Annotated in this window: 13 protein-coding genes; 8 read left to right on the forward strand and 5 right to left on the reverse strand. The window is 58.0% G+C overall.

Translation table 11 applies throughout. From position 1 onward, the window contains the following. Positions 1-14 precede the first annotated feature (14 nt). The 3 genes from rdgB to OZX74_RS07775 all read right to left on the reverse strand — a co-directional run bounded on the left by rdgB (position 15) and on the right by OZX74_RS07775 (position 2,455). Positions 15-689: an RdgB/HAM1 family non-canonical purine NTP pyrophosphatase gene (gene rdgB / locus OZX74_RS07765; RefSeq protein ID WP_277156355.1), complete on the reverse strand. Its 675-nt coding sequence runs from the start codon at positions 687-689 to the stop codon at positions 15-17. Positions 690-842: 153 nt separating this feature from the next. Continuing rightward, positions 843-1,607 carry a ribonuclease PH gene (rph, locus tag OZX74_RS07770; protein WP_277156356.1) on the reverse strand — a complete coding sequence of 255 codons (765 nt, stop codon included), beginning with the start codon at positions 1,605-1,607 and terminating at the stop codon, positions 843-845. A 209-nt stretch (positions 1,608-1,816) separates the two neighbouring features. After that, entirely contained in the window at positions 1,817-2,455 is a 639-nt protein-coding gene (locus OZX74_RS07775; RefSeq protein ID WP_277156357.1) for a Pr6Pr family membrane protein, read from the reverse strand. 233 nt (positions 2,456-2,688) lie between these two features. On the opposite strand from OZX74_RS07775, the gene OZX74_RS07780 reads away from it, so the two are divergent. Beyond that, positions 2,689-4,011 carry a nicotinate phosphoribosyltransferase gene (locus OZX74_RS07780; protein ID WP_277156358.1) on the forward strand — a complete coding sequence of 441 codons (1,323 nt, stop codon included), beginning with the start codon at positions 2,689-2,691 and terminating at the stop codon, positions 4,009-4,011. Between the two features lie 210 nt (positions 4,012-4,221). Here OZX74_RS07780 and OZX74_RS07785 read toward each other — a convergent pair whose 3' ends face one another. Next, on the reverse strand, positions 4,222-4,569 hold the full coding sequence (locus tag OZX74_RS07785; protein ID WP_277156359.1) for a DUF3039 domain-containing protein: 348 nt from the start codon (positions 4,567-4,569) through the stop codon (positions 4,222-4,224). Positions 4,570-4,944: 375 nt separating this feature from the next. On the opposite strand from OZX74_RS07785, the gene coaD reads away from it, so the two are divergent. The 7 genes from coaD to ilvN all read left to right on the forward strand — a co-directional run bounded on the left by coaD (position 4,945) and on the right by ilvN (position 11,206). Further along, positions 4,945-5,439 carry a pantetheine-phosphate adenylyltransferase gene (coaD, locus tag OZX74_RS07790; protein WP_277156360.1) on the forward strand — a complete coding sequence of 165 codons (495 nt, stop codon included), beginning with the start codon at positions 4,945-4,947 and terminating at the stop codon, positions 5,437-5,439. Further along, complete coding sequence (locus OZX74_RS07795; protein ID WP_277156361.1) at positions 5,436-6,314, forward strand: cell division protein; 879 nt, start codon at positions 5,436-5,438, stop codon at positions 6,312-6,314. The genes coaD and OZX74_RS07795 overlap by 4 nt, the downstream gene beginning before the upstream one ends. Positions 6,315-6,359: 45 nt before the next feature. After that, positions 6,360-6,983: a DUF177 domain-containing protein gene (locus OZX74_RS07800; protein WP_277156362.1), complete on the forward strand. Its 624-nt coding sequence runs from the start codon at positions 6,360-6,362 to the stop codon at positions 6,981-6,983. A 72-nt stretch (positions 6,984-7,055) separates the two neighbouring features. Beyond that, positions 7,056-7,250: a 50S ribosomal protein L32 gene (rpmF, locus tag OZX74_RS07805; protein WP_277142447.1), complete on the forward strand. Its 195-nt coding sequence runs from the start codon at positions 7,056-7,058 to the stop codon at positions 7,248-7,250. Positions 7,251-7,723: 473 nt separating this feature from the next. Continuing rightward, positions 7,724-8,452 (forward strand): ribonuclease III, encoded by a 729-nt coding sequence (gene rnc, locus OZX74_RS07810; protein ID WP_277157469.1) that lies wholly within the window; start codon positions 7,724-7,726, stop codon positions 8,450-8,452. A gap of 231 nt (positions 8,453-8,683) precedes the next feature. After that, the gene (locus tag OZX74_RS07815) at positions 8,684-10,630 is read left to right on the forward strand and encodes an acetolactate synthase large subunit (protein ID WP_277157470.1); all 1,947 of its coding nucleotides are present in this window, start codon (positions 8,684-8,686) and stop codon (positions 10,628-10,630) included. A gap of 21 nt (positions 10,631-10,651) precedes the next feature. Continuing rightward, complete coding sequence (gene ilvN / locus OZX74_RS07820; protein ID WP_277156363.1) at positions 10,652-11,206, forward strand: acetolactate synthase small subunit; 555 nt, start codon at positions 10,652-10,654, stop codon at positions 11,204-11,206. Positions 11,207-11,298: 92 nt separating this feature from the next. On the opposite strand, the gene OZX74_RS07825 is transcribed toward ilvN, so the two are convergent. Beyond that, positions 11,299-13,527, reverse strand: coding sequence for an ABC-F family ATP-binding cassette domain-containing protein (locus tag OZX74_RS07825; RefSeq protein ID WP_277156364.1), 2,229 nt, complete (start codon positions 13,525-13,527; stop codon positions 11,299-11,301). Between the last annotated feature and the right edge of the window lie 60 nt (positions 13,528-13,587).

Genomic DNA, 13,587 nt, shown 5'->3' on the forward strand with positions numbered 1-13,587 from the left:
CTCGACAATATCGCTCAGCCGATGAGTTCCTTGATTTCAGGGGCCAAGGCGACGAAAGCCTTGTGGCGATGGGAAATCGCGTTCTTCTCTTCGGCGGTCATCTCGGCACTAGTCAGTTTTTCGCCGTTGGCGTTGCGGCGGCCGGGCTGATTGTCCGGCACAAAAATCGGATCGTAGCCGAAACCGTTTTCACCGCGCGGTTCACGGATCACCACGCCGCGCATCTCGCCGAGCTTGACGGTTTCCTCGGCTTTCGGTGTCGTGCCGTTCGCCCGTTCCTCGCCACAATGCTTCGGTACTACCAACGCCGCCGCGCAATTGAACCGCGCGCCACGCTTGTCGTCTGGAATGTCGGCGATCTGCGCGAGCAACAAATCGATGTTGGCCTCGTCATCGCCGTGCACGCCCGACCAGCGCGCCGAAAGAATGCCTGGGGCCGCGCCAAGCACATCGACGATCAGCCCGCTGTCATCGGCGAGCGCCGGCAATCCGGTCCGCCTGGCCACGTCCCTCGCCTTGAGCAGCGCATTCTGCTCAAAGGTCACACCCGTTTCAACGGGGTCCGGCAGATTCATCGAACCAGCGGACACCAGCTCGATATGTTGCGCGGCCTGGCCCAACTCAGCTTCAATGATATTGCGAATCTCCGGCAGCTTGCCTTCATTATGCGTGGCGACGACGATTTTCATAGCGTTTCCTTTGTATTGTCTTATTTCCTGATTGCCATAGTAGCGTCAGGCACACATGCAAACCATAAGCAAGAAGGGGCGGTGCCAAAATCATTAAGCGACACCACACCTTCAAACGATTATTTCTTTAAGACGACTTCGTCAAACAGGAATTCAGTCCTTGGAGAGCGCCTCGTTCTGCGCGCGTTGGAGCTCCTTGTTGCCCTTTTCAGCCAGCTCGAGCAGCACATTGAGCTCGTTACGGGTAAAGGGGCGATGCTCTGCGGTGCCCTGAATCTCGATGAACTTGCCGGAACCGGTCATAGCAACGTTCATGTCGGTCATGGCCTGGCTATCCTCGATATACGGCAGATCAAGCATCGGAGTGCCGTTGATGATGCCCACCGAAACGGCGGAAATCTGGTCCTTGATCGCCTTCTGCGCCGAACGGATGCGCTTGTGCTGTTCGGCCCAGTGCAACGCATCGACCAGCGCGACATAAGCACCGGTCACCGAAGCCGTGCGGGTGCCTCCGTCGGCCTGCAGCACATCGCAATCCAGCTGCACCTGGTTCTCGCCCAGCGCCTTCATATCGATGACACCGCGCAGGCAGCGACCGACCAAACGGCTGATTTCCTGTGTGCGTCCGCCGACTTTGCCCTTGACCGATTCTCGCGGTGTGCGTTCGGAAGTGGCACGCGGCAGCATCGCATACTCCGCAGTAACCCAACCAAGCCCGGAATCCTTGCGCCAACGCGGAACCCCCGGCGTGAACGTCGCGGTGCACATCACACGGGTGTTGCCACATTCGATGAGCACAGAGCCTTCCGGGGCATCGGTGAAATGACGCGTGATTTTGACGGGCCTCAGCTCGTCGACGGCACGTCCGTCGGGGCGCACCACAGTACTTTTATCCAGTAAATCTTTGATTTCAGCCATACCGCCAACCTACCATCAGCCGGTCACGTCAGATTACAGAGCCTGCTGCTTCAGCGAATCCCACACCGCGCGCAATATCATCCGTCTGCTTTCAGGCAGAGCCGCACTCCCCCAATATGACATACCCTCAAACACCAAATGCGCCTTTCCTAGCATCAAACCGTAGGACTGCTAGAAAAGGCGCATTCTTTACCGTGCCGTCATATCGCTCAGTTGCGTACGCTGCCAATCAACGGTTTCTTCGGCAGCACTTTGTCGATCAGGAAAATGACCAGCCCCATGATGGCAAAGGCGACGATGCACATCGCGATATTGATCCACATCTGGTTCCAGCCGATTGCGTTGACATCGATGAAACCGTACGGATACGGATTGCCGCCGGCCTCAGGCCCGGAATGCGGCCAAAGTTGCGCACGAATCAGGACGAAGGCCAGATAGAACGGGAAATAGATGAGCCAAGTAAGCGTGTAGTGCCATTTGAAGCGGCGGTGGGCATCGAAAAGAATGAAATCGATGACCGCCATGATCGGCGCTACCCTGTGCAGGATGACATTGGTCATGACGCCGAACACGTATTTCGCGGTGGCGGGATTGGCCGGCGGCAGCAGCGTGGCCGCCACGACGCCGGTAATCACGATATACAGCGTCAGGATGCCCTTGAGCCATGCGGGCGGCTGCTTGCCGTCGATGAGGCATGCGACACCGGCCCAGAGCATCACCAGACCCAAAAGAAAATTGGTTTCGTACGTAAAGTAGACCCAATAGCTGGGCTCGCCCCAGGCCACGCTCGTCCAGGCCAGGCAGAGAAACGCGATGACGAGACGATATATTCCGACAAAATATTTCATGCAAGCCAGTTTATGGACAGCGCGAGAAAACAATCGGATTCACTGGTATCCTTGCGTAGATCAACGCCGAAATGTCTACTTATAGTCATAATTACCATTAATCGCTGTATCGGGTTAGAATCAAGATGAAAAAAACACCGCGGCCGGGCGCAACCGACAACGCAAATCCCATGTCCGAGCCGGCCACATCGACGACACCAAGGGCACGGAGCACAACCTTAAGGGAGCATGTGATGCTGGATTATTCACCGGCTTTAATGACCGATATGTACGAATACACGATGCTGGACGCAGCGCTCAGGGACGGAACCGCAAACCGCAAATGCGTTTTCGAGGTGTTCACCCGTCACCTGCCCGAAGGCCGCCGCTACGGTGTCGTCGCCGGCACGGGGCGCATCCTCGACGCACTCGAGCGTTTCCACTTGAACGACGACGACCTCAAGTTCCTCTCCGACCGCAAAATCGTGAGCCCCGAGACCATCGAATGGCTCCGCAACTTCAAATTCACCGGCTCGATCAAGGGCTACCGCGAAGGCGAGATGTACTTCCCGGACTCCCCCATCCTCGAGGTCGAAGGCACATTCGGCGAATGCACCCTGCTCGAGACGCTGCTGCTTTCAATTCTGAATTATGATTCCGCCGTGGCCGCCGCCGCCTCGCGCATGTCAAGCGCAGCGGGCAAGCGCCCTTGCATGGACATGGGCGGGCGCCGCGCCAACGAATGGGCCGCCGTAGCCGCCGCTCGCGCCGCCGTAGTTGGCGGGTTCCAAGGCACCGCCAACCTGCTGGCCGCCCAACTTTACGGCCTGAAGGCCATCGGCACCTCGGCCCACTGCTTCACCCTCGTCCATGATTCCGAACGCGATGCCTTTACTTCACAGATCAACGCCATGGGCGCCAACACGACCCTTCTGGTCGACACTTTCGACATCAAACAAGCCATCAAGACCGCCGTCGAGGTGGCCGGCCCCGAGTTGGGATGCGTACGCATCGATTCAGGCGATCTCGCCGCGCTGGCCCAGCAGACCCGCAACCAGCTCGACGCCCTGGGCGCGAAGAACACGAAGATCACCGTGACCAACGACCTCGACGAATATGCGCTGGCCGCCCTGCAGTCCGCGCCTGTCGATTCCTACGGGGTGGGCACGATGCTGGTGACCGGTTCCGGCGCGCCCACCTGCGCGATGGTCTACAAACTCACCGAACGCGAAGGCGACAATGGCGAGATGGTGCCCGTCGCCAAGAAATCCGAACACAAGGCCACAGTGCCGGGCCGCAAGCTGGCCTTCCGCTCCTACGAATATGGGCTTGCCAACGGCGAGCACGTCATCTCCGGGTCCGAGGAGAAACTCGCCAAATTCCAGCCCGAAGACGGCTGGAAGGACCTCATGGTCACCTACATGGACCACGGAGAGGCCAACAAGCAGTATCAGGGCCACGACGCCATCACCACCGCGCACGACTACCATGCAAAGGCCCTGGCCGAACTGCCGATCACCGCGCAGTCGTTGATGAAGGGCGATCCGTCAATCCCGACACAAATTGATGTGCTGTAGAAAATAGAGCAGCAAAGAGAACATAAACGCTAAAGGCCGGTCCGCGGTTCCAATCTGGCGCCAGTCGTCAAAAGAAATCGCAGGCCGGTCTTTCTGCATTTCAAGCGAAATACTCAAATGCACCATGGAAAAGGCTGCATATACCGCTTATCACTTGGTATATGCAGCCTTTTGAAAGTGGCAGTCAATACTTCCTGCCACCAAAAGCAACTACTTAGCTTTACTCGCCATCATTTCCTCGTAGATACGCTTGCAATCGGGGCAAACCGGATACCTTGAAGGATCATGCTTCGGCACCCAGATCTTGCCGCACAACGCCACCACGGGCCGCCCGGTAAGCTGCGACTCACGCATACGGTCGCGCGAAACGTAATGCGCAAAACGATCCGCATCACCGTTGTCGTCAAGTTTATTTTCCTCTTTGGTTTCCGGTCGCTCCAGAACCGCCGTTCCCGCACCGGAATCCGGATCTTGGTTGGGGTTCTCGAATCCGGCTTCATCGCGCCAACCGCTCGATCGCCGAGCGGCTCTGTTCGTCCATTCGAAAAAGTCAGTCATGCCGTCTCCTATCAGGTATCCTGCCATCCATCTATACGCCACACATCGAAATGCTGGATATATCATAACGTCGAGCATTTACCACAAGTAACGATTCACCCGCCATTCATCTCTAGGCATTACGCCCCACCCAAAGTCAATCGCCAAACTGGCCCTGAGACCACTGGTGACCGTTGGGATCGAGGCCATCGTAATCGTCAACCTGCTTACCTGTATGACAATTATACATGGTCACATGCATCTTAAACGTCCCGGGTTCGAGCTTGAAATAATGCAGAATCTCACTATTTTATCGTACCTTATTTTTTACTATCACATTGTGCACGCCTCACGTCGATACAGCGGAAATCAGTGTCAGGCGTTATTGTTGGTGATATGACTATTGCAGTGTGCCCAGGCTCATATGATCCAGTCACGGCAGGGCATTTGGACGTTATCGAACGCAGCGCGCGCATCTTCGAGACGGTACACGTCGTGGTGGCTGTCAACTCCGCGAAAACCCCGATGTTCTCCGAAAACACTCGTGTGGACGTCATCAAGCGGGCGCTGGTCAAAGACGGCTATCCTCACGTAATAGTCGCTTCGACCGACGGGCTGATCACCGACTATTGCACCAAGGTCGGGGCGTCGGTCATCGTCAAGGGGTTGCGGCAGAACGGCGATTACGAGGCCGAACTCGGGATGGCGCTGGTCAACCGCAAGCTTTCCGGCGTCGAGACCATGTTCCTGCCCGCAAACCCGATACTCGAGCATATTTCCAGCACCATCGTCAAGGATGTGGCGCGCCACGGCGGCGATGTCACCGGCATGGTGCCCGATTGCGTGGTCGGCATGCTCGCCGAACAACTTCAGAGAGAAAAGAGTCAATGATGGCGAACGAAGCAAACCTCAACGACGAGGATGACGACACCCTTTCCAAGGTCATTCCGATTGACGACCTTTCGCCGAACCACAACCGGGAGGCCAGCGCCACCAGAGATTCCGCTGACGATAGCGATAACGAGGCCTACGACAACGCAGCAGAAAGCGACGATTCGGATGCTTTGCAAACCGCCAGGCCGCTTTTCGCCTCACCGAACGACCTTCCCGATTTGAGGGAACGTCATGACGACACACCTGCAGGCGTCACCGCCCCCGATACCGAAGACAGCATTAACGCCGAAAGCAAAAGCCGCGACGAGTTCACCACGGTTTATGACATCATCGATCAGATGAGTTCCTCTATCGAGGAGACCAAGTCGAGCATTTTCGCGCCCGGCATGGTGCGCCTCGACCGCGACGAGTTCCTCGACCAGCTTGGCCAGCTCAAATCCATGCTGCCCGTGCAGCTTGAACGCGCGTCCTCGCTCATGCGTGAAGCCGAGCGACGCTTGCAGAACGCGCAATCCGAAGCACAGGCCATCGTGGCCAAGGCACAGAGCCAAGCCGCGCAGATCAAGCAGAACGCCGAGGAACAGGCGCAGATTCTCGCCGGCCAGGAGCGCGTCGTGGATTTGGCGCAACGCAAGGCGCGCATGATCGTCGATGACGCCCGGACCAGGTCGACCAAGCTGGTGCAGGGTGCCAACGCCTATTGCGCCGATGTGATGAAAGCCTTGAAAGAGCAGGTCTCCACCTACGACCGCGACATTCGCAACGGCATCGATGTCATCGACAAACGCCAACACGAGGCCGCGCAACAGCTGGAGGCCACCGAAGCCGATGCACTCGCCCAAAGCCAAGCAACGGCTACGAAAACCGAATAACGAAAACAAACAAGACACCAATATCCGAAAGAACGATAAGCATATATGAGCAGACCTGAAGATTCGCAATGGGCCGTCTCCGTGGGGCAGATCGTCTCGCGTCCCGGCCAGAGCAAAACCGTTGTCGCCGATTTCCCGGCTCCGAGCGGCATTGGCGACAACATCATCGGAGTCAAGGAAGGGGCACCGGTAAAGGTATCCGGCTCCTTTGATTCCATCGTCGATGGGCTGATTTTCAACGGCCACTTCGACGCACCGGTTCACGCCGAATGTGTCCGTTGCCTGACGCCGATCAAGCGTAGCTGGAGCATGGCCGTCACCGCGTTCTTCCCTTATGATTCCGCCAAAGCGAGCGTCAACGCCGATAGCGGGCGTGGCAAGCACGACGAAGATATCGATATCATCGCCGGCGAGGACGAGTCGGAGGACACTTACCCGCTGAGCCCGGATTGCAATTTCGCCGATCTCGAGACCCTGCTGCGCGACACGCTGGTCGAGCAGCTGCCTTTGCAGCCCCTGTGCAGGCCGGATTGCAAAGGTCTGTGCTCACAGTGCGGCATCAACCTGAACGACAATCCCGATCACCATCACGACGTGGTCGACAACCGTTTTTCCGCTTTGGCCAGCCTCAAGGCCAAGTTGGAGAAGGAAGAGAAGCAAGGCAAGTAGAGCTTGTACTGAGATGGCGTTACACTTATCTATGCTTAAGCTCAATTTGTTCGAACGAAATAGAGGAATACCATGGCACTGCCAAAGTACAAGACTTCGCGAGCCAACACGCATTCGCGCCGCTCCAACTGGAAGGCCAGCGCGGCCAAGACCGTCGCCTGCCCCAATTGTGGTGCGCCGACCCTGCCGCATATGGCTTGCCCGAGCTGCGGATCATTCCGCGGCCGCGTCTATCGTGAGGCTATCAGCAAGTCGCTGAGCAAGTGAAACGCTAGCAGATAAAAGCCCTGCCATCGACGGGTGGCGGGGCTTTTGCATCTCTGCTCAACGTTTTCTATTTATCGACAATAATTTCAGTTATTATCACACATTGCCACGCAGATGTGTTGCAGGAACCAATTCAGTTCGGTTTCGTTGTGTCGGAACATCGTTTCACGCCCCGGCATTCGTCATCAAACGGCTTGGTGCCCGCAATATGTTCGTCGGGGTCATATCCATGTAAAAGGACCATCATGACCGATTCACACAACACCGAAAACACCATTCCCGATTCGGGCTTGCACCAAACTACAGCAGCCTTGCACACCGGTGCAGCCAAACCTACAACTATCGCCGCAAACCAAAAACCCACTGCAGCTTCGCACACCGGTGCAGCCGAATCCGCAACCTCCGCTTCCAGCAAAGAACCCGCTGGAGCGCCCCAAACCGAAACCGCCAGACCCGGCTCCCCGCAGCAGGAGCTGCTCAAACGGCTGGGGACCACGCTTTCACCGGATATGCTGGTGATGGCACTCACCCACCGCTCTTTCTCGCACGAGCACGAGGGCGCGCCGAATTACGAACGCTTGGAATTCCTGGGTGACGCGGTACTCGAATTCGTCTCGACAGAGACGCTCTATCGTGTCCATCCGGACATGAACGAAGGCCAGCTCGCCAAAATGCGGGCCATGGCCGTCTCGGAAAAAGCACTTTCGCAGATCGCGCGCGAGAAGCTTCAGGTGGGGCCATACATCCTGCTCGGCCACGGCGAGGCAGAATCCGGAGGCGCCGAGAAAAGCTCGATCCTCTGCGACATCGTCGAATCGCTGATCGGCGCGACATTTGTGGAGCACGGCATTGACGAGGCACGCAAAGTCGTGCACCATCTTGTCGATGACGAGCTCAAAAAAGTGGCCACGGAAGGGCCTGCGCTCGATTGGAAGACCTCGCTGACCGTCAAGGCGCACGGTATGGGACTCGAGGATCCGCGCTACCGCATGGCCGTCAGCGGGCCGGAATACGCGCAAGTTTTCAACGCACGCGCCGTGGTCGGCGAGGATAACGAAGTGCTCGGCGTTGGCACCGGTTCCAGCAAACGCAAGGCCCAGCTTGCCGCGGCAAAAGCCGCGTGGACGGAGTTGGACACGAATCCAAGCAAACACCAGGCCAAAAAGCACCATCACCACGCTGAAAAATCACAACGACAGTAGGCGAATTCTCACAATTGCCGAATGCCCGCACGCTTGCGACATCCCGTCAATATTTGGGCAATAAGTGTTTCCCATGCACGCAAGGCGCTATGATATTGAGCACATCGGCATAGCGTCACAGCCTGCCACAAACGGGCGGAGCGAACACCGAACGTCATTACCATGCAGACGTACACCATACGCAGCAGGTCAGAAGACAATTCCTACAAACCCGAAGAGATAAGAGGAATGATGGTGTCACCAACGCCTTTACAGGCATTCAGCGGGGTGCAGAAAGCACCAACGAAGACAAGCAAACAGACTCTCGTCGACGGCGAGAAGATGACCGGTGCACAGGCGCTGATCCGCACGCTGGAAGATCTGGGCGTGCAGGACGTTTTCGGTATTCCTGGCGGCGCCATCCTGCCGGTGTATCACCAGATTCACGACGATACCAAATTCCGCTTCGTGCTGATGCGCCATGAACAGGGCGCAGGGCATGCGGCCGAAGGATACGCCGTCGCCACCGGGCGCGTAGGCGTGTGCATCGTCACCTCAGGACCGGGGGCCACGAATATGGTCACCCCGATCGCCGACGCGAATATGGATTCGGTGCCGCTCGTCGTCATTTCTGGGCAGGTCGGCGTGGACTCCATCGGAACCGACGCCTTCCAGGAGGCCGACACCGTGGGCATCACCTATCCGGTGGTCAAGCATTCCTATCTCGTCACCGACGCGCAGGACATTCCTCGTGTGCTCGCCGAAGCGCACTATATCGCACGTTCCGGTCGCCCCGGCCCCGTTGTCGTGGACGTTTCGAAAACCGCGCAGGTCGGCGAGATGTATTATTCCTGGCCGCAGAAAATGATACTTCCCGGCTACAATCCCACGACCAAACCGCATGGCCACGTCCTGCGCGAAGCGGTGAAACTCGTTGAGCAGTCCTATCGTCCGGTGCTCTACGTCGGCGGCGGGGCGATGCGTTCCAACGCCAGCGCGCAAGTCAAGGAATTGGCCGATCTGACCGACGCCCCTATCGTCACCACGCTTCCCGCACGCGGCATCGTGCCGGATTCCGATCCGAAGATGCTCGGCATGCTCGGTATGCACGGCACGTTGGCCGCAACAGCCGCAACGCAGAAATGCGACTTGCTGGTGGCCATCGGCGCACGCTTCGATGACCGCGTAACCGGCAAGATGGAGGCTTTCGCCCCTGCCGCACGCGTCATCCACATCGACATCGACCCGGCCGAAATCGGCAAACGCCGCCAGCCGGATGTACCCATCGTCGGCGATGTCACGGAAGTGCTCAACGCGCTCAACGCCGAAATCAAGCGTGGGCAGGCCATACACGGCAAGCCGAATCTGGAACCGTGGTGGAAACTCATCAACGCCTGGCGCCAAAAGTACCCGATGGAATATGACGAAAAGACCCCCGACGGCACCCTCTCACCGCAGTGGGTCGTCGAGGAGCTCTCCCGTCAGGCCGCGCTTTCCACCATCTGGGTCTCCGGTGTGGGTCAACACCAGATGTGGGCTTCGCAGCTCGTCGATTTCGAGAATCCTCATTCCTGGATTTCCTCGGGCGGTTTGGGAACGATGGGCTTCGGCCTGCCCGCGGCCATTGGTGCACGCGTCGGTTCGTCCCGTGATTTCGGCGGTAAGAAGCCGGTCTGGCTGATCGACGGCGACGGCAGCTTCCAGATGACCAGCGAAGAGCTCGCGGCCGCGTTCATCGACAATGCGCCAGTGAAAATCGCGATTCTGAACAATTCCGTCTACGGCATGGTCCGCCAATGGCAGACGCTTTTCTACGACAAGCATTATTCACAGACCAGCATCCGCGACGGCGAAAACACCGAAGACATCATCAACGTCCCCGATTTTGTCAAACTTGCCGAGGCATATAGCTGCGTCGGCATCCGCGCAACGACACAAGACGAGGCAAAGGCCGCTATCAAACGCGCCAATGAAATCAACGACAGACCGGTATTGATCGACTTCCGCGTCTACAAGGACGCCATGGTCTGGCCGATGGTGGCCGCCGGGCAATCCAACGACACCGTGACCTACAAGCCGGGCGTGCAACCGCTGCTGCACCACGACACCACGGATTCGTCCGCCAACGGATCTCAGGACGATACCGCCAGCACTCCTGTAGCCAGCGACACTGCGGCCACAGGAAAATCAGAAGAATAAGGGCAAGGCGAAAGGAATATCATGGCAATCTATCCCGCATCCACTCCGCATAGCGAGCGTCACACCCTGTCCGTCCTGGTCGAGAACCGCCCCGGCGTGCTGGCGCGTATCGCAGGCCTCTTCGCCCGCCGCGCCTTCAACATCAACTCGCTTTCCGTCTCCCCCACCGAACGTCCCGACATCTCACGCGTCACCGTGACCGCCGACGTCGAGCAGGTGCCGCTGGAACAGATCATCAAACAGCTCAACAAACTGCTGCACGTCCTGAAAATCGTCGACCTTGACAACACGGACGCCGTCGAGCGCGAACTGGTGCTGATCAAAGTCGCTGCCGACGAGACGAACCGTTCCGACGTGCTGGAAATCGTGCGCCTCTTCCGCGTGCGCGTGGTCGACGTGCACCCCGAGTCCCTGACCATCGAGGCCACCGGCGCCGAAGGCAAGATCGACGCGCTGCTCGGTCTTTTGAAGAACTATGGCGTCATCGAACTGGTGCGTTCCGGCGCCGTCGCCGTGACCCGCGGCCCGCATGCCTTGAGCGAAAAGGTGGTCGGCAGCGAAATCACCGGAAGGTGACGAAGTAACTTAGCGGCACCAAATTTCTAAGGTGGATATGGGTTAAAACCATATCCACTTTTTGTTTTCTTTCCTCTGGGATTCTGGGGTTATTATTCAACCTGCTCGGAGAGATCCATCCACTCGGCTTCCAGAGCGTCTTTTTCGTCGGAATTGGCGGTAAGCTGCTCGTTGAGTTTGCCCAGTCCCACGTAATCGGCAGGGTCGTGAGCGGCCATCTGCTGCTCGATTTTCGCCTTTTCGCCCTCCAGCTTGGCCAGTTTGCGTTCGATGGCCGACAGACGGCGGGTGGCATCGTGGAAGGCCTTGCCGGTCAGCTTTGCCTCGCCGGATTGCGAATCGGCATTCCCGTCGCCACCGGCGTCGTTTCCATTGCCGTTCGACGAGCGGGATCCAGATACTTCACCATGCGAAGAGGAGCCTTTGCCTGTTGATTTCCCACCACGCTTGTCGCCGACAATCTCATCAAGCGTTGCACCGTTCTCCAGTTTGTGCACCATCTCAAGGTAATCGTCCACACCGCCGGGGAGATGGCGGACCTTGCCGCCGATCAGCGCGAACTGCTCGTCGGTGACGCGTTCCAAAAGATATCGATCGTGGGAAACCACGATCAACGTGCCCGGCCAGGAATCAAGCAGATCCTCCATCACGGCCAGCATATCGGTATCAAGATCGTTGCCCGGCTCGTCAAGGATGAGCACGTTAGGCTCGTCCAGCAGAATCAGCAGCAGCTGCATACGACGTTTCTGGCCACCGGAAAGGTCGGCTATCGGTGTCATCAGCTGTGCGGCCGAAAACCCAAGACGCTCCATCAATTGGCTGGTCGAAACCTCTTTGCCGTCGACCTCATAGGTGGGCTTGTAGCGGCTCAGCACTTCCTTGATCTTGTATTTGCCAAGCTTTTCAAGCTCATCAAGCCGCTGCGAAAGCACCGCGAACTTCACGGTTTTGCCGATTTTCACATGCCCTTTGGTCGGCGTCAACGTGCCGTCGATAATCTTCAGCAAGGTCGACTTGCCGGCACCGTTCGCTCCCACGATGCCGAACCGGTCGCCAGGACCGATCAGCCAAGTCACGTCATCGAGAATCTTACGGCCGTTGACCGTCACCCGTCGAGCCGACGAAGTGACCGCAGGCACGGCTTCAGCGTCCGGCTCCTCGTCCGATTTCCCGGCATCGACTGTTCCGCTTTCCCGCTCGGCAGGTACCCCGATTTCGTTCGTTTCCTCGGAACTCTGGGCTTCCTTACCTGCATCATTCGCCGCCTTGGCATCCACCAACCGGTCATCGTCCAAGTCGTCAACGGCCAACTCAACGGAACCCATGATTTTCGGCTCCTCGTACAACGCCGGAACGATATCGACGCGGGAAGCGGAGTCACCGCCGGCAACGTCGCTCGAGTCGGTAGGTGATTCGCCTTGGGGATGCTCGAAAATCTGAGTGACATCATTCAGGTCGACAACCTGTTTGCCGAGCCTTGATGTGGCCATCTGCTTGAGCTGCAACGTATTGCGCAACGGCGGTACGTCGTCGATCAATTCATGCGCCTGCTTGACATGGAACTTCTGCTTGGTGGCACGGGCGCGAGCGCCGCGGGTAAGCCACGCGAGCTCCTTGCGCGCCAGATTGCGCCGGCGTTCCTCGCGGATGTCGGCCTGACGGTCACGTTCGACGCGCTGGAGCATGTAGGCGCTGTAACCGCCTTCGAAGGGGTCGATCACCCCGTCGTGGACTTCCCACATCGACTCGCACACCTCGTCCAGGAACCAACGGTCGTGGGTAACCAGCAGCAGTGCGCCTTGCCCGGATGCCCAACGGTTCTTCAGATGTTCGGCCAGCCAGTGAATCGTGACGATATCCAAATGATTCGTAGGCTCGTCGAGCGCGAGATTATCCCAATCCTTCAGCAAAAGCCGGGTCAGGTCGGCACGGCGACGCTGCCCGCCGGAAAGCGAACCGATTTTGGCGTCGAGGCTCAACCCCCCAAGCAACGCCTCCACGATTTCGCGTGAACGGGTGTCGGAAGCCCACTGATAATCCTCACGCCCCTCGAGCGCGGCCTGACGCAACGTGGCGTTGTCATCCAGGGGATCGCGCTGATCGAGCATGCCGAAAGTCAGGCCGTTGCGGGTAGTCACACGCCCGGAATCCGGTTGCCGCGTACCCGCCAACAGATGCAGAAGCGTGGATTTTCCATCGCCGTTCTTGCCGACGATGCCGATGCGGTCGCCTTCGAAGACACCGAGCGTCACATCGGTGAAAATAGTTTTGGTCGCAAAATCAAGCGAAACGTGTTCAAGTCCCAAGTCATAAGTCGGCATAGTGATTCGATGGTACCGCCGACCATCAACACCACGGAAACCAATCGTTGCAAAAGAAAA

The organism is Bifidobacterium sp. ESL0798 (genome assembly GCF_029395415.1).
In the GTDB taxonomy this organism is placed as follows: domain Bacteria; phylum Actinomycetota; class Actinomycetes; order Actinomycetales; family Bifidobacteriaceae; genus Bifidobacterium.